We start from the raw sequence: 16,387 nt of genomic DNA, 5'->3' as shown, positions 1-16,387 counted from the left end.
ACGTGACCAATCGTGCCGACGTTGACGTGCGGCTTGGTGCGTTCGAATTTACCCTTTGCCATGACTCAAACCTCTGAGATAACTTGAATTTGATAATGCGTCCACGAAGGGGCGCCGTTGGAGGCGACGACACGAGTGCCGCGCCTTGATCCCTGCTAACGCGATCAAGAAGATCGCACGGCTTACGCCTTCTTCATCACCTGTTCGGCGACGTTGGTCGGCGCCTCGGCGTAGTGATCGAATTCCATGGTGAAGGTGGCCCGGCCCTGCGTCAGCGAACGAATCGTGGTCGCGTAACCGAACATTTCACCCAGCGGCACTTCAGCGTTGATGGTCTTGCCCGACGGCGTATCTTCCTGGCCGGTGAGCATGCCGCGACGCTTGCTGATGTCGCCCATCACGTCGCCCATGTAGTCCTCGGGGGTGACGATCTCGACCTTCATGATCGGCTCGAGCAGCACCGGGCTGGCCTTGTTGAAGCCCTGCTTGAACGCCATCGACGCAGCGAGCTTGAACGCCATTTCCGAGGAGTCGACGTCATGGTAGGAACCGAAGACCAGCTTGGCCTTCACGTTCACCACCGGGAAGCCGGCCAGCGGACCGCTGGTGATCGTCTCGCGCAGACCCTTTTCGACCGACGGGATGAATTCCTTCGGAATCACGCCACCGGTGATGTCGTTGATGAACAGGAAGTCGTCCTTGATCAGCGCGGCGATCTTCTCGTCCGCGCGATCCGCTTCGCTGATCGGCGACATCTCGATCACGACGTGACCGTACTGGCCCTTGCCGCCCGACTGCTTGGCGTGTTTGTAGTCCGACTTCACGTCCGCCAGGCGGATCGTTTCGCGGTAGGCCACCTGCGGCTTGCCGACGTTCGCCTCGACGTTGAACTCGCGGCGCATGCGGTCGACCAGGATGTCCAGGTGCAGCTCGCCCATGCCGGAGATGATGGTCTGGCCCGATTCCTCGTCGGTACGCACGCGGAACGACGGATCTTCCGCGGCCAGACGGCCGAGGGCGATGCCCATCTTTTCCTGGTCCGACTTGGTCTTCGGCTCGACCGCCATCGAGATCACCGGCTCCGGGAACGACATCCGCTCCAGGGTGATGATGTGTTCCTGCGAGCACAGCGTGTCACCGGTCGTCACGTCCTTCAGGCCAACCGCGGCGGCGATGTCGCCAGCACACACTTCCTTCAGTTCGTGACGCTCGTTGGCGTGCATCTGCAGGATGCGGCCCACGCGCTCCTTCTTGCTCTTGACCGGGTTGTACACGGCATCGCCGGAGTTCAACGTGCCCGAGTAGACACGGAAGAAGGTCAGCGAACCCACGAACGGGTCGGTCATGATCTTGAATGCCAGCGCGGAGAACGGCGCCTTGTCGTCCGCGGGACGGCTGGCCTCGTTGTCGTCCTCGTCGATGCCGGCCACCGGCGGGCGGTCGGCGGGCGACGGCAGCAGCTGCACCACCGCGTCGAGCATCGCCTGGACGCCCTTGTTCTTGAACGCGGTACCGCAGAACACCGGGATGATCTCGTTGGCCAGCGTGCGCTGGCGCAGACCGGCGATGACTTCGGCCTCGGACAGGTCGCCGCCTTCCAGGTACTTGTTCATCAGCTGTTCGGTGGCTTCCGCCGCCGATTCGACCATGAACGCATGCGCCTCGGTGGCAACGTCGACCAGGTCCGCCGGGATGTCGCGGTACTCGAACTTCATGCCCTGGGATTCCATGTCCCAGATGATCGCCTTCATCTTCAGCAGGTCGACCACGCCCTCGAAACCGTCTTCGGCACCGATCGGCACCTGCATCGGCACCGGATGCGCGCCCAGGCGAGCCTTCAGCTGGCTGACGACCTTGTCGAAGTTCGCGCCGGTGCGGTCCATCTTGTTGACGAACGCAAGACGCGGCACCCGGTACTTGTTGGCCTGGCGCCATACCGTTTCGGACTGCGGCTGCACGCCACCGACCGCACACAGCACGAACACCGCGCCGTCGAGCACGCGCAGCGAACGCTCCACCTCGATGGTGAAGTCGACGTGTCCCGGGGTGTCGATGATGTTGAAGCGGTGCTGCTCCATGGAGCCGTCCATGCCCTTCCAGAACGCCGTCGTTGCCGCCGACGTAATGGTGATGCCACGCTCCTGCTCCTGCTCCATCCAGTCCATCGTGGCCGCACCGTCGTGCACCTCGCCAATCTTGTGACTGACACCGGTGTAGAACAGGATGCGCTCGGTCGTGGTGGTCTTGCCGGCATCGATGTGCGCCATGATGCCGAAGTTGCGATAGCGCGCGAGGGGAGTGGTACGTGCCATGGATATCTACCTGTATCGGGCGATCCTGCCCAGGATTCACGCAGCCATCCGGCTGCAGCTTTTATGAAAAGTCCGGCATGGGCGCCGGATCCTTTTTCCGCCATCGGCGAGGCGAAGAGCCATCAGCCGACTCGTGCCGCCGATGAGGGCGGCACGGAAACCGCACTTACCAGCGGTAGTGCGAGAAGGCCTTGTTGGCCTCGGCCATGCGGTGCGTTTCTTCACGCTTCTTGGCAGCGCCGCCGCGGCTCTCGGAGGCTTCCAGCAGCTCGGCAGCCAGCTTGCGCGGCATCGAGGTCTCGCCGCGCTTGCGCGCCGCGTCGATGACCCAGCGCATCGCCAGCGCCATGCGGCGACCCGGACGCACTTCGACCGGCACCTGGTAGGTGGCGCCACCGACACGGCGGGACTTCACCTCGACCGCCGGAGCGATGTTGTTCAGCGCCTTCTCGACCAGAGCTACCGGCTCGGCGTTCTTTTCGCCAATGTGCTGCAGGGCACCGTAGACGATGCTCTCGGCGACCGACTTCTTGCCGCTCTTCATCACCATGTTGATGAAACGGGCGATCAGCTGACTGCCATGCTTGGGATCCGGCAGAACCAGACGGGCGGGATGTGAACCTTTACGCGACATGTTTGTTGTCCGTTATTTTCGCGGACATTCCTGCCCGCCTGTAAAGCGGCCAGCGAGGGCCGCGCGACATTACTTCTTCGGGCGCTTGGCGCCGTACTTCGAGCGCGACTGACGACGCTTGGTGACACCGGCGCAGTCCAAGCTGCCGCGCACCGTGTGGTAACGCACACCGGGCAGGTCCTTGACGCGACCGCCGCGGATCAGCACCACCGAGTGCTCCTGCAGGTTGTGACCTTCGCCACCGATGTAGCTGATGACCTCGAAACCGTTGGTCAGGCGCACCTTGGCAACCTTGCGCAACGCCGAGTTCGGCTTTTTCGGGGTGGTCGTGTAGACGCGGGTGCAGACACCACGACGCTGCGGGCTGCTCTGCAGGGCCGGCGACCCGCTCTTGTAGGTCTTGGGGCTGCGCGATTTGCGCACCAACTGATTGACTGTCGTCATGCGTAGCTGTTCCTGAAAACATAAAGGCAGCCCGATCAAGCTCGGTCTGCCAAGAAGCGGGAATTTAACATGAGCAGCCTGCCATAGGCAAGCCAACGCTCAGTCGTCCTGGACCCGAACACGAGGTGCGTCCATGCACCTCATTTCGTATGTCAGCGAGCAATACCCCTAACGGGCTTACTCGACACCGTTTTCACTACCGACCGGAGCCTCGGCGAACGAAGCTGCAGGCGTGGCGCTGGAGAGAGTTTCCAGATCCGAGGCGGACAAACCGCCCTGGCGACGACGCGATGCGTGGTACGCCAAGCCTGTACCTGCCGGAATTAGACGGCCGACAATAACATTTTCCTTCAGGCCACGCAAGGTATCGCGTGTGCCACGAACCGCCGCCTCGGTAAGGACGCGGGTGGTTTCCTGGAACGAGGCCGCCGAGATGAACGACTCGGTCGCCAGCGAGGCCTTGGTGATGCCCAGCAGGATCGACTGATACTGCGCCGGACGCTCGCCCTTGCTTTCGGCACGATCGTTTTCGCCATTGATCCGCACGCGCTCGATCTGCTCGCCGCGCAGGTAATGACTGTCACCCGGCTCGACGATCTCGACCTTGCGCAGCATCTGGCGAATGATCGCTTCGATGTGCTTGTCGTTGATCTTCACGCCCTGCAGGCGGTACACGTCCTGGATTTCCTTGACCAGGTACGAGGCCAGCGGCTCCACGCCCAGCAGGCGCAGGATGTCATGCGGGCTCGGCTCGCCGTCGACGACGGTTTCGCCCTTCTCCACATGCTCGCCTTCGAACACGATGACCTGGCGCCACTTCGGAATCAGCTCTTCGTGCTCATTGCCGTCGACGTCCTTGATCACCAGGCGCTGCTTGCCCTTGGTGTCCTTGCCGAAGCTGATGATGCCCGAGCGCTCGGCCAGGATCGCCGGCTCCTTCGGCTTGCGTGCCTCGAACAGGTCGGCCACGCGGGGCAGACCACCGGTGATGTCGCGGGTCTTCGACGATTCCTGCGGGATACGGGCGACGACGTCGCCCACGCCCACTTCGGCACCGTTCTGGATCGACACGATCGCACCGGCCGGCAGGAAGTACTGCGCGGCGATATCGGTACCCGGCAGCTTCAGCTCGCGACCCTTGGCATCTTCCAGGCGCACGATCGGACGCAGGTCCTTCGCCTGCGCGCCGCGGCGCTTCGGATCGGTCACCACCGCCGACTCCAGGCCGGTCAGCTCGTCGGTCTGGCTCTGCACGGTGACGCCATCGAGGAAGTCGATGAAGCGCACCACGCCGGCCACCTCGGTGACGATCGGATGGGTATGCGGGTCCCAGTTGGCCACGGTCTGGCCGGGCTTGACCGCCGCACCGTCCTTGACCGCGATGGTGGCGCCGTACGGCACCTTGTAGCGCTCGCGCTCGCGGCCGCTGGCGTCGATCACGCTCAGTTCGCCCGAACGCGACACCGCGACCAGGTGGCCGGCCTTGTGCTGCACCGACTTCAGGTTGTTGTACTTCAGCGAGCCGGTGGTCTTCACCGTCACGTTGTCCACCGCCGCCGCACGCGAAGCCGCGCCGCCGATGTGGAACGTACGCATGGTCAGCTGGGTGCCGGGCTCGCCGATCGACTGCGCGGCCACCACGCCCACGGCTTCACCCATGTTGACCAGATGGCCACGGGCCAGGTCGCGGCCGTAGCACAGCTTGCACACGCCATGCTCGGCTTCGCAGGTGATCGGCGAACGCACCTTGATCAGCTGCACGCCGGCCTTGTCGAGCTTCTCGACCAGGGCCTCGTTGAGCAGGGTGTCGCGGGTGACGATCGGCTGGTCGTCGTCGCCGGGGGCGTAGACGTCCTCGACCACCACGCGACCCAGCACGCGCTCGCGCAACGGCTCGACCACATCGCCACCTTCGACGATCGGCTGCATGATGATGCCGTCCTCGGTGCCGCAGTCATCCATGGTGATGACCACGTCCTGCGCCACGTCGACCAGGCGACGGGTCAGGTAACCGGAGTTCGCCGTCTTCAACGCGGTATCCGCCAGGCCCTTTCGAGCGCCGTGGGTCGAGTTGAAGTACTGCAGCACGTTCAGGCCTTCGCGGAAGTTGGCCTTGATCGGGGTCTCGATGATCGAGCCATCCGGACGGGCCATCAGGCCGCGCATGCCGGCCAGCTGGCGAATCTGCGCCACCGAACCACGGGCGCCGGAGTCGGCCATGATGTACAGCGAGTTCATCGACTTCTGGTTGACCATCTTGCCGTCGGCATCCTTCACCTTCTCGGTGCCGATGCCGTCGATCATCGCCTTGGCGACCAGTTCGCTGGTGCGCGACCAGATGTCGACCACCTTGTTGTAGCGCTCGCCGGCGGTGACCAGACCCGACTGGTACTGCTGCTGGATCTCGACGACTTCCTTCTCGGCTTCTTCCAGGATCGGCTTCTTCTCGTCCGGGATCAGCATGTCGTCGATGCCGATCGAGATGCCCGAACGGGTCGCGTAGCGATAGCCGGCGTACATCAGCTGATCGGCGAACACGACCGTGTCCTTCAGGCCCAGCAGACGGTAGCTGGAGTTGATCAGGCGCGAGATGTTCTTCTTGGTCAACTCGGTGTTGGCCAGCTCGAACGGCAGGCCTTCGGGCATGATTTCGGCCAGCAGGGCACGACCCACCGTCGTGTCGACGATCCGGGTCTGCTGCGTGCGGGTGCCGTCTTCGGCGATGTGCACCAGCTTCATGCGCACCTTGACCTTGGCGTGCAACTCCACCGCGCGGTTGTCGTACGCACGACGCGCCTCGCCGATGCCGGAGAACACCATGCCGGTGCCCTTGGCGTTGATCAGCTCACGGGTCAGGTAATACAGACCCAGCACCACGTCCTGCGTCGGCACGATGATCGGCTCGCCGTTGGCCGGCGACAGGATGTTGTTGGTCGACATCATCAAGGTGCGCGCTTCCAGCTGCGCCTCGATCGACAGCGGCACATGGACGGCCATCTGGTCGCCGTCGAAGTCGGCGTTGAACGCGGTACACACCAGCGGATGCAGCTGGATCGCCTTGCCTTCGATCAGCTTCGGCTCGAACGCCTGGATGCCGAGGCGATGCAGGGTCGGCGCGCGGTTCAGCATGACCGGATGTTCGCGGATCACCTCTTCGAGGATGTCCCAGACCTGGGCTTCCTCGCGCTCGACCAGCTTCTTGGCCGCCTTGATGGTGGTGGCTTCGCCACGCGCCTGCAGCTTGGCGAAGATGAACGGCTTGAACAGCTCAAGCGCCATCTTCTTGGGCAGACCGCACTGGTGCAGGCGCAGGGTCGGACCGACCACGATCACCGAGCGACCGGAGTAGTCCACGCGCTTGCCCAGCAGGTTCTGGCGGAAGCGGCCCTGCTTGCCCTTGATCATGTCGGCCAGCGACTTCAGCGCGCGCTTGTTGGTGCCGGTGATGGCACGGCCGCGGCGGCCGTTGTCGAGCAGCGCATCGACCGATTCCTGCAGCATGCGCTTCTCGTTGCGCACGATGATGTCAGGCGCGTTGAGCTCGAGCAGCCGCTTCAGACGGTTGTTGCGGTTGATCACGCGGCGGTACAGGTCGTTCAGGTCGGAGGTGGCGAAACGGCCACCGTCCAGCGGCACCAGCGGACGCAGGTCCGGCGGCAGCACGGGCAGCACGGTCAGCACCATCCACTCCGGCTTGTTGCCGGATTCCAGGAACGCCTCGATCAGCTTCACGCGCTTGGTGAGGCGCTTCAGCTTGGTCTCGGAGTTGGTGGAGGTGATCTCTTCCTTCAGGCGGATGACTTCGCCCGGCAGGTCCAGCGACTTCAGCAGGTGGAAGACGGCCTCGGCACCCATGCGGGCATCGAACTCGTCGCCGTGCTCTTCGGTCGCTTCGAGGTACTGGTCTTCGCTGAGCAGCTGGCCGCGCTCGAGCGCGGTCATGCCTGCATCGATCACCACGAAGGCCTCGAAGTACAGGATGCGCTCGATGTCACGCAGGGTCATGTCCAGCATCAGGCCGATGCGCGAGGGCAGCGACTTCAGGAACCAGATGTGCGCGGTCGGGCTGGCCAGCTCGATGTGGCCCATGCGCTCGCGGCGCACCTTGGCCAGCGTCACTTCGGTGCCGCACTTCTCGCAGACCACGCCACGATGCTTCATGCGCTTGTACTTGCCGCACAGGCACTCGTAGTCCTTCACCGGTCCGAAGATCGCGGCGCAGAACAGGCCGTCACGCTCCGGCTTGAACGTGCGGTAGTTGATGGTTTCCGGCTTCTTCACTTCGCCGTACGACCACGAGCGGATCAGCTCCGGCGACGCGAGCGCGATCTTGATCGCGTCGAAATCGGGCGTCGCGCGCTGCTGGTTGAAGAGGTTGAGCAAGTCTTTCATTTGAATCTCCGGTCGGAGCAAATTCTTGGGTCGAGGTCCGCGGTTCGAACAGGATCAGGTTCGCCGGATCCGGGACCGGGAGCCGGGTTTGCCTTTGCAATTCCCGAATCCCGATGCCCGAATCCCGCCAGTCACTTGACCTCTTCCAGATCGATGTTGATGGCGAGCGAGCGGATTTCCTTCACCAGCACGTTGAAGGACTCCGGCATGCCCGCGGACATCTCGTGGTTGCCGTCGACGATGTTCTTGTACATCTGGTTGCGGCCCTGCACGTCGTCGGATTTCACCGTCAGCATTTCCTGCAGGGTGTAAGCCGCGCCGTAGGCTTCCAGCGCCCAGACTTCCATTTCGCCGAAGCGCTGGCCACCGAACTGCGCCTTGCCGCCCAGCGGCTGCTGGGTGACCAGCGAATACGGACCGGTGGAGCGCGCATGCATCTTGTCGTCAACCAGGTGGTTGAGCTTCAGGTAATGCATGTAGCCCACGGTGACCGGGCGATCGAACGCCTCGCCGGTGCGGCCGTCGTACAGCGTGGTCTGGCCCGATTCGGGCAGATCCGCCAGCTTCAGCATCGCCTTGATCTCGGTCTCTTCGGCACCGTCGAACACCGGCGTCGCCATCGGCACGCCTTCCTGCAGGTTGGTGGCGAGCGTGAAGATCTCCTTGTCGGTGAGCGACTTCAGATCGACGTGCTGCACGGCACCGGCCACATGGGTGTTGTAGATCTGGTCGAGGAACTCGCGGATCTTGGCGACCTTCTCCTGCGCTTCGAGCATCTTCTGGATCTTCTTGCCCAGGCCCTTGGCGGCCCAGCCCAGATGCACTTCCAGAATCTGCCCGATGTTCATGCGCGACGGCACGCCCAGCGGGTTCAGCACGATGTCGACCGGCACGCCGTCGGCGGAATACGGCATGTCTTCCACCGGCACCACGTTCGACACCACGCCCTTGTTGCCGTGGCGACCGGCCATCTTGTCGCCCGGCTGGATGCGGCGCTTCACGGCCAGGAACACCTTGACCATCTTCAGCACGCCCGGCGCGAGGTCGTCGCCCTGGGTGATCTTGCCCTGCTTCTCCTTGAAGCGCTTGTCGAACTCTTCCCGGTGGCGCTTGATCTGGTCAGCGGCACGCTCGAGGAATTCGGTGACGTCCTCGTCCTTGACGTTGATCTTGAACCAGTCGTCCTTCTTAAGGCCATCCAGGTAGGCGTCGGTGATCTCGGTGCCACGCTTCAGGCCACCCGGGCCGCTCATCGCGGACTTGCCGAGCAACTGGGTGCGCATGCGGCTGTAGATCGCGCCTTCGAGGATGCGGAACTGGTCGTCCAGATCCTTGCGGATCCGCTTGACTTCGGTCTCCTCGATCTGGCGGGCGCGCTTGTCCTTCTCGATGCCGTCGCGGGTAAAGACCTGCACGTCGATGACGGTGCCGTCCATGCCCGGCGGCACGCGCAGCGAGCTGTCCTTCACGTCGGACGCCTTCTCGCCGAAGATCGCGCGCAGCAGCTTCTCTTCCGGCGTCAGCTGGCTCTCGCCCTTGGGCGTGACCTTGCCGACCATGATGTCACCGGCCTTCACTTCCGCACCGATGTAGACGATGCCGCTCTCGTCCAGACGCGCCAGCGCCTGCTCGCCCACGTTGGGGATGTCGGCGGTGATTTCCTCGGCGCCCAGCTTGGTGTCACGCGCGATGCAGGACAGCTCCTCGATGTGGATCGAGGTGTAGCGGTCTTCCTGCACGACGCGCTCGGACAGCAGGATCGAGTCTTCGAAGTTGTAGCCGTTCCACGGCATGAACGCGATCAGCATGTTCTGGCCGAGCGCGAGCTCGCCCAGGTCGGTCGACGAACCGTCGGCCAGCGTGTCGCCCTTCGCCACCACGTCACCCACGTTCACCAGCGGACGCTGGTTCAGGTTGGTGTTCTGGTTGGAGCGGGTGTACTTGGTCAGCGTGTAGATGTCGACGCCGGCGTCGTTGTCGCCGACCTCTTCCTCGTTCACGCGCACCACGATACGGGCCGCGTCGACCTGGTCGATCACGCCGCCGCGCTTGGCGGAGACGATGACGCCCGAGTCGCGCGCCACGGCGCGCTCGATGCCGGTGCCCACCAGCGGGGTCTGCGAACGCAGGGTCGGCACGGCCTGACGCTGCATGTTCGCGCCCATCAGCGCGCGGTTCGCGTCGTCGTGCTCCAGGAACGGCACCAGCGCCGCGGCGACCGACACGGTCTGCATCGGCGAGACGTCCATGTAGTCGACTTCAGCGGCCGGACGCAGCTCGGATTCGCCACGGAAACGGCAGGACACGAAGTCCTCGATGAAGGCGCCGTGCTTGTCCAGCGGCGAGTTCGCCTGGGCGATCACGTGATCGCCTTCCTCGATCGCCGACAGGTAGTCGACCTTGTCGGTCACCTTGCCACCCGCGACCTTGCGGTACGGCGTCTCGAGGAAGCCATACGAATTGGTGCGGGCATACACGGCCAGCGAGTTGATCAGGCCGATGTTCGGGCCTTCCGGCGTTTCGATGGTGCAGACGCGGCCGTAATGGGTCGGATGCACGTCGCGCACTTCGAAGCCGGCGCGTTCGCGGGTCAGGCCGCCCGGCCCAAGTGCCGACACGCGGCGCTTGTGGGTGACTTCCGACAGCGGGTTGTTCTGGTCCATGAACTGGGACAGCTGCGAGGAGCCGAAGAACTCCTTCACCGCGGCCGCCACCGGCTTGGCGTTGATCAGGTCCTGCGGGGTCAGGCCATCGGCCTCGGCCAGCGACAGGCGCTCGCGCACCGCACGCTCCACACGGACCAGGCCGATGCGGAAGGTGTTCTCGGCCATTTCGCCGACCGAACGCACGCGGCGGTTGCCCAGGTGGTCGATGTCGTCGACGGTGCCATGACCGTTCTTGATGTCGATAAGCACCTTCAGCACGTCGAGGATGTCGGAGCTCTCGCCCTGCTCGGCGACCAGGCGCTGCGACTCGTCTTCCTTGCGCTCGCTGAAGTACTTGTGGTCGTACAGCACGCCCGGACCGAGGATTTCCTTGCGGCCCACGCGACGGTTGAACTTCATCCGGCCCACGGCCGACAAGTCGTAGCGATCGAAGGTGAAGAACAGGTTGAAGAACAGGTTCTGCGCGGCATCCTTGGTCGGCGGCTCGCCCGGACGCATCATGCGATAGATTTCCACCAGCGCCTCCAGCGGCGTCTTGGTGTTGTCGATGCGCAGGGTGTGCGAGATGTAGGCGCCGCGATCCAGGTCGTTGACGTACAGCGTCGGCACGGTCTCGATGCCGGCCTTGCGGAACGCTTCCATCTGCTCGGCGGTGATCTCGTCGTTGGCCGAGGCCAGCAGCTCGCCGGTCTTGGCGTCGACGATGTCGGTGGCCACGATGCGGCCGACCGGGTAGTCATCCGGCACTTCCAGCGCGGTGATGTTCTCCGCGGCCAGCTGACGCACGTGGCGCGCGGTGATGCGCTTGCCGGCTTCCACCAGCACCTTGCCGCCGATCGCCAGGTCGAAGGACAGCGTCTCGCCGCGCAGGCGCTCGGCGACGAGCTCCAGCGTGGTGCCGCCCTTCTTGCCCAGGTGGAACACGTTGTGCTCGAAGAACGTGGCGAGCATTTCTTCGTTGTTGTAGCCGAGCGCGCGCAGCAGCACCGTCACCGGCAACTTGCGGCGACGATCGATGCGGGTGAACAGCGCATCCTTCGGATCGAACTCGAAGTCCAGCCACGAACCACGGTAGGGGATCACGCGGGCGGAGAACAGCAGCTTGCCCGAGCTGTGCGTCTTGCCGCGGTCGTGGTCGAAGAACACGCCCGGCGAACGATGCAGCTGCGAGACGATCACGCGCTCGGTGCCGTTGATGATGAAGGTGCCGGTGTCGGTCATGAGCGGAATCTCGCCCATGTAGACCTCCTGCTCCTTGATGTACTTGACCACCTTCTTCGAAGCCGGGCTGTCCTTGTCATAGATGACCAGGCGCACGGTGGTGCGCAGCGGCGCACCGTAGGTCATGCCGCGGTTGCGGCACTCGCGCTCGTCGAACGCCGGCTCGCCGAGGCGGTAGTCGACATACTCGAGTGCGGCATTGCCCGAATAGCTGGAAATCGGGAACACCGACTTCAACGCGGCATGCAGACCCTTCTCGCCACGCTGTTTCGGCGCAACATGCTCCTGCAGGAACTCCCGATAGGAATCAGTCTGGATGGTCAGCAGGTTTGGCACGCCCAGTACGGGCGGACGCTTGCCAAAGTCCTTGCGGATGCGTTTCTTCTCGGTAAACGAGTAGGCCATGATCGGTAGCGCCTCGGTTCGCAGTGACGCCGGTGGTGCACACACCGGCTGAATGAAAAAATCTTGTCTTTGCCGGATGGCCAGGGCCACCCGGGGTCGGGATTTGGGAATCGAGAATCGGGAATCGTCAAAGCGGAGCGCGCGCTTTCTTCAACAATTCCCGATTCTCCATTCCCCATTCCCGTTCAAACGGGCAAAGCCCGGGAGCTTTCGCTCCCAGGCTTGCTTTGACATCAAGTCGAAGCAGCGGCGTACAAACGCCGATTACTTCAATTCGACGGTAGCGCCGGCAGCTTCGAGGTCCTTCTTGAACTTCTCGGCGTCTTCCTTGGACACGGCTTCCTTCAGGACGCCGCCGGCCTCGGTGAGGTCCTTGGCTTCCTTCAGGCCCAGGCCGGTAATCGCGCGGACAGCCTTGATCACGTCGACCTTCTTGGCGCCGGCGTTCTTCAGGATCACGTCGAACTCGGTCTGCGCTTCGGCAACCGGAGCAGCAGCGGCCGGGCCGGCCACGGCAACCGGGGCAGCGGCGGTCACGCCAAACTTCTCTTCGATGGCCTTCACCAGGTCCATCACTTCCATCAGCGACTTGGCGGCGACGGCTTCAACGATCTGTTCGTTGGTCAGGGACATTGCATTTACCTCTGGAAATAGATTCGGATTGATAGACGATGAACTTAGGCGGGTTCGGCTTCAGCCGGGGCTTCGGCGGCGACTTCGCCACCACCCTGCTGATCGGCGACGGCCTTGACGACGCGCGCGAACATGGTGGCCGGTTCGGCCAGCACGCGGGCCAGCATGGCCAGCGCCTGTTCGCGGGTCGGCAACGCGGCCAGCACGTCGACGTGCGACGCCGGCAGCAGCTTGCCTTCCACCGAGACGAGCTTCGCCTTCAGCTTGTCGTTGCCCTTGGCAAATTCCTGGATCAGACGCCCGGCAGCGCCGGGTTCTTCGGTCGAGAATGCGTACAGCAGCGGACCGACCAGGACGTCCTTGACGACCTCGAATTCGGTACCGGCCACGGCGCGCGACGCCAGCGTGTTCTTGACAACTCGCAAGTACACACCGGATTCGCGGGCCTTCTTGCGCATCGCGGTCATCTGAGCGACCGTGGTGCCCGCATACTCGGCAGCAACCAGGGAGTGAGCCTTCGAAGCAACGTCTGCCAGTTCGGCGACTACTTCTTTCTTCTGTGACAGATTGAGAGCCATTGCACTCCTCCAAATGAACTCCGCTCACGGCTCCTGCCGCTTGCGGTCCTGGGCGACGCCATCCGTGACGTCGGGGACATTGCGGTGTCCCGGGTGTTGGCCTTTCCAGAAGTCGAACGATTCCAGAAGGGGCAGCACCATCTGCGCAGGCCGGATTCGCAGGAACCCGATTAAGCAACCCCGTTGGCGACGCCGGCGATTCCCTGCCGTCACCGAGCTCCCTGCCCGTCGTCGTCGCGCGCTGGTTGCGCCTGCGGTCTTTGACAGCGGTCCCGCCCCATGCAGCAGGCCGGAACTGCCCTCAAAAACTGCCCGCGCCGCCCGAATCAGGCGCCGCGGGACTTGAGTCTTACTTGGCGGACAGGGTCAGCGACGAGGTATCGACGGCAACGCCGACGCCCATCGTGCTGGACAAGGCCACTTTCTGCAGGAACACGCCCTTGGCGGTGGACGGCTTGGCCTTGACCACATCGCCGATCAGCGTGTTCAGATTGTCCGCCAGCTGTGCCGGATCGAAGCTGGCCTTGCCGATGGTGGCGTGGATGATGCCCGCCTTGTCGTTGCGGAACTTCACCTGACCGGCCTTGGCATTGGTCACCGCGGTGGCGACGTCGGCGGTGACCGAGCCGTCCTTCGGGTTCGGCATCAGGCCGCGCGGGCCGAGCAGCTGGCCGAGCTTGCCGACCACGCGCATCGCGTCCGGCGTGGCGATCACGCGACCGAAGTCGAGATCACCGGCCTGCATGCGCTCGGCCAGGTCGTCCATGCCGACGGCGTCGGCACCGGCGGCCTTGGCAGCCTCGGCCTTCTCGCCCGGCGGGCAGAACACGGCGACCTTGACGGTCTTGCCGGTGCCGTGCGGCAGCAGCGAGGAACCACGCACGCCCTGGTCCGACTTCTTCGCGTCGATGCCCAGACGCACGGCCACGTCCACCGACTCGGCGAACTTCGCCTTGGCGTTGTCCTTGATGATCTTCAGCGCCTCTTCCAGGCCATAGAACTTGCCCGGCTGCACCGCGGCCTGAGCCGCCTTCATACGCTTCGTGAGCTTTGCCATGTCTTAACCCTCCACCACAAGGCCCATGCTGCGGGCGCTACCGGCAATGGTGCGCACCGCGGCGTCGAGATCGGCAGCCGTCAGATCCGGCTCCTTCTGCTTTGCCACGTCTTCCAGCTGCTTGCGGGTGACCTTGCCCACCTTGTCGGTGTTCGGCTTGGACGAACCCTTCGCGGTGCTGGTGATCTTCTTCAGAAGAATCGTGGCCGGCGGGGTCTTGGTGATGAAGGTGAAACTGCGGTCGGAATACGCCGTGATGATGCACGGGATCGGCAGACCCGGCTCCAGCTTCTGCGTGGCGGCATTGAAGGCCTTGCAGAATTCCATGATGTTCAGGCCGCGCTGACCGAGGGCGGGACCGACCGGCGGCGAGGGGTTGGCCTGACCGGCCTTGACCTGCAGCTTGATGTAACCGACAACTTTCTTTGCCATGGGATTTTCCTCGCGAGTCCAGGCGCCTTGCGGCTCCTCGCTGTTCACCGATCCGTGGATGGAAGGAAGATCCGCCTCTTGCGGATCCGAAAACGCGGACACGCCGGGCCAAAAAGACCCCGCGTGAACCGCGCAGTATAGAGATTTAGCGAATCATCAGCAAGCCCCGTGCCAGCGGGAGCATCAGGGCGTGAATCAAGAGCGGGTGAAGCTGGTCAGGCGGGGGTTTCCCCCTCTCCAACTCTCCCCCGCAGGCGGGGGAGAGGGCGGGGGAGAGGGCGAAGGTGCCGAGCGGGAGTCGCCCCGTCGGACTGCGCCCTGACTCAGGCTTTCTCGACCTGACCGAATTCCAGTTCGACGGGGGTCGAGCGACCGAAGATCAGCACCGCGACGCGCAGGCGACTCTTCTCGTAATTGACTTCCTCGACCACGCCGTTGAAATCGTTGAACGGGCCTTCGGTGACGCGCACCATCTCGCCCGGCTCGAACAGCACCTTGGGCCTGGGCTTCTCGACGCCTTCGCGCACGCGGCTGAGGATGGCATCGGCTTCGCTGTCCCGGATCGGCAGCGGACGATCGGCGGTACCGCCGATGAAGCCCATCACCTTGGGGGTTTCCTTGATCAGGTGCCAGCACTCGTCGTCGATGCGCGGCGACTTGCCTTCGGTGTTCGTCTCGATCTGGACCAGCACGTAACCGGGAAAGAACTTGCGATCGCTGCGCCGTTTCTGGCCGCCGCGCATCTCGATCACTTCTTCGGTCGGCACCAGAACCTCACCGAACCGCTCTTCCATCTCGGCGCGCTTGATGCGCTCCTCGAGCGACCGTTTCACCTGATTTTCGAAGCCCGAATAGGCGTGTACCACATACCAGCGCTTGCTCATGCTCACCTCAGGCTTACAGCTTCAGCAGCCAGTCCAGAATGACCGACTTCAGGATCAGGTCGATCAGACCGAGCAGCAGCGACAGGACGATCACCACCACGATGATGATGCCCGTCGTCTTGATCGTCTCGTCGCGGGTCGGCCAAACGACCTTGCGCATCTCGAACTGCGATTCGGCAATGAAGTTCCGAACCCGCCGCCCCAGTGCGGTAAAGGCCGCAATTGCCATCGCCACGACCAGCGCCGCGAGCACGCCAAGCAGACGCACCGACGAGGAAATGCTGCCGTCCCGACCGAACCAGGAATAGGCAAAGATACCGGCAGCCAGCACCAGCACCGCCAGTACCAGCTTGCCGATGTCGGCGGCGTTCGTGCCCTTGGGCTGTTCTACCTTGGTATTCATGCACTAGTGACCGGGTGTCAGCAGCATGCCGTGCCTTGCGGCCGACCCTGCCACCACCATCCGTCTCGATCCTCGGTGAAGTGGCACGCCAGGAGGGACTTGAACCCCCAACCTGCGGTTTTGGAGACCGCTGCTCTGCCAATTGAGCTACTGGCGTAAAAACGGGAACAGGGAATAGAGAATCGGGAATGGTAACCGATCTGGAGCGTGTCGTGCTTCGCTCCAGCGATTCCCGATTCCCGATTCCCTACTCCCGATGTATTTTACTTGATGACCTTGGCCACCACGCCGGCGCCGACGGTGCGGCCGCCTTCGCGAATGGCGAA

At 63.7% G+C, this 16,387-nt stretch carries 11 protein-coding genes and 1 tRNA gene; all 12 read right to left on the bottom strand.

Going from position 1 to position 16,387, the window contains the following annotated elements; all coding sequences use genetic code 11:
• Window positions 1-182: 182 nt before the first annotated feature.
• Window positions 183-2,312 carry an elongation factor G gene (fusA, locus tag ASD82_RS00865; RefSeq protein WP_056714034.1) on the bottom strand — a complete coding sequence of 710 codons (2,130 nt, stop codon included), beginning with the start codon at window positions 2,310-2,312 and terminating at the stop codon, window positions 183-185.
• A 166-nt stretch (window positions 2,313-2,478) separates the two neighbouring features.
• Window positions 2,479-2,946 carry a 30S ribosomal protein S7 gene (gene rpsG / locus ASD82_RS00860; RefSeq protein WP_007514548.1) on the bottom strand — a complete coding sequence of 156 codons (468 nt, stop codon included), beginning with the start codon at window positions 2,944-2,946 and terminating at the stop codon, window positions 2,479-2,481.
• A gap of 69 nt (window positions 2,947-3,015) precedes the next feature.
• Complete coding sequence (rpsL, locus tag ASD82_RS00855; RefSeq protein WP_007810190.1) at window positions 3,016-3,390, bottom strand: 30S ribosomal protein S12; 375 nt, start codon at window positions 3,388-3,390, stop codon at window positions 3,016-3,018.
• A 177-nt stretch (window positions 3,391-3,567) separates the two neighbouring features.
• On the bottom strand, window positions 3,568-7,782 hold the full coding sequence (gene rpoC / locus ASD82_RS00850; protein WP_056714031.1) for a DNA-directed RNA polymerase subunit beta': 4,215 nt from the start codon (window positions 7,780-7,782) through the stop codon (window positions 3,568-3,570).
• Between the two features lie 131 nt (window positions 7,783-7,913).
• Window positions 7,914-12,074, bottom strand: a complete 4,161-nt coding sequence (gene rpoB / locus ASD82_RS00845; RefSeq protein ID WP_056714029.1) for a DNA-directed RNA polymerase subunit beta — start codon at window positions 12,072-12,074, stop codon at window positions 7,914-7,916.
• A gap of 264 nt (window positions 12,075-12,338) precedes the next feature.
• The gene (gene rplL, locus ASD82_RS00840; RefSeq protein WP_007810198.1) at window positions 12,339-12,707 is read right to left on the bottom strand and encodes a 50S ribosomal protein L7/L12; all 369 of its coding nucleotides are present in this window, start codon (window positions 12,705-12,707) and stop codon (window positions 12,339-12,341) included.
• 44 nt (window positions 12,708-12,751) lie between these two features.
• A complete protein-coding gene (gene rplJ, locus ASD82_RS00835) occupies window positions 12,752-13,285 on the bottom strand; it encodes a 50S ribosomal protein L10 (RefSeq protein WP_007810200.1) in 534 nt (177 codons plus the stop codon).
• A 349-nt stretch (window positions 13,286-13,634) separates the two neighbouring features.
• Complete coding sequence (gene rplA / locus ASD82_RS00830; RefSeq protein ID WP_056714025.1) at window positions 13,635-14,342, bottom strand: 50S ribosomal protein L1; 708 nt, start codon at window positions 14,340-14,342, stop codon at window positions 13,635-13,637.
• A gap of 3 nt (window positions 14,343-14,345) precedes the next feature.
• Entirely contained in the window at window positions 14,346-14,774 is a 429-nt protein-coding gene (gene rplK, locus ASD82_RS00825; protein WP_007810203.1) for a 50S ribosomal protein L11, read from the bottom strand.
• A 323-nt stretch (window positions 14,775-15,097) separates the two neighbouring features.
• Window positions 15,098-15,658 (bottom strand): transcription termination/antitermination protein NusG, encoded by a 561-nt coding sequence (gene nusG, locus ASD82_RS00820; RefSeq protein ID WP_007810205.1) that lies wholly within the window; start codon window positions 15,656-15,658, stop codon window positions 15,098-15,100.
• A 13-nt stretch (window positions 15,659-15,671) separates the two neighbouring features.
• A complete protein-coding gene (gene secE, locus ASD82_RS00815; protein ID WP_056714022.1) occupies window positions 15,672-16,061 on the bottom strand; it encodes a preprotein translocase subunit SecE in 390 nt (129 codons plus the stop codon).
• Between the two features lie 81 nt (window positions 16,062-16,142).
• Window positions 16,143-16,218, bottom strand: a tRNA-Trp gene (locus tag ASD82_RS00810).
• Window positions 16,219-16,387 lie beyond the last annotated feature (169 nt).

Source organism: Rhodanobacter sp. Root179, from assembly GCF_001428465.1.
In the GTDB taxonomy this organism is placed as follows: Bacteria; Pseudomonadota; Gammaproteobacteria; order Xanthomonadales; family Rhodanobacteraceae; genus Rhodanobacter.
This window is presented reverse-complemented; position numbering and strand designations above follow the sequence as displayed.

What these genes read in the sequence shown, in the direction of transcription:
- fusA (WP_056714034.1), bottom strand. Translation starts at nt 2,312, where the DNA reads ATGGCACGTACCACTCCCCTCGCGCGCTATCGCAACTTCGGCATCATG.
- rpsG (WP_007514548.1), bottom strand. Translation starts at nt 2,946, where the DNA reads ATGTCGCGTAAAGGTTCACATCCCGCCCGTCTGGTTCTGCCGGATCCC.
- rpsL (WP_007810190.1), bottom strand. Translation starts at nt 3,390, where the DNA reads ATGACGACAGTCAATCAGTTGGTGCGCAAATCGCGCAGCCCCAAGACC.
- rpoC (WP_056714031.1), bottom strand. Translation starts at nt 7,782, where the DNA reads ATGAAAGACTTGCTCAACCTCTTCAACCAGCAGCGCGCGACGCCCGAT.
- rpoB (WP_056714029.1), bottom strand. Translation starts at nt 12,074, where the DNA reads ATGGCCTACTCGTTTACCGAGAAGAAACGCATCCGCAAGGACTTTGGC.
- rplL (WP_007810198.1), bottom strand. Translation starts at nt 12,707, where the DNA reads ATGTCCCTGACCAACGAACAGATCGTTGAAGCCGTCGCCGCCAAGTCG.
- rplJ (WP_007810200.1), bottom strand. Translation starts at nt 13,285, where the DNA reads ATGGCTCTCAATCTGTCACAGAAGAAAGAAGTAGTCGCCGAACTGGCA.
- rplA (WP_056714025.1), bottom strand. Translation starts at nt 14,342, where the DNA reads ATGGCAAAGCTCACGAAGCGTATGAAGGCGGCTCAGGCCGCGGTGCAG.
- rplK (WP_007810203.1), bottom strand. Translation starts at nt 14,774, where the DNA reads ATGGCAAAGAAAGTTGTCGGTTACATCAAGCTGCAGGTCAAGGCCGGT.
- nusG (WP_007810205.1), bottom strand. Translation starts at nt 15,658, where the DNA reads ATGAGCAAGCGCTGGTATGTGGTACACGCCTATTCGGGCTTCGAAAAT.
- secE (WP_056714022.1), bottom strand. Translation starts at nt 16,061, where the DNA reads ATGAATACCAAGGTAGAACAGCCCAAGGGCACGAACGCCGCCGACATC.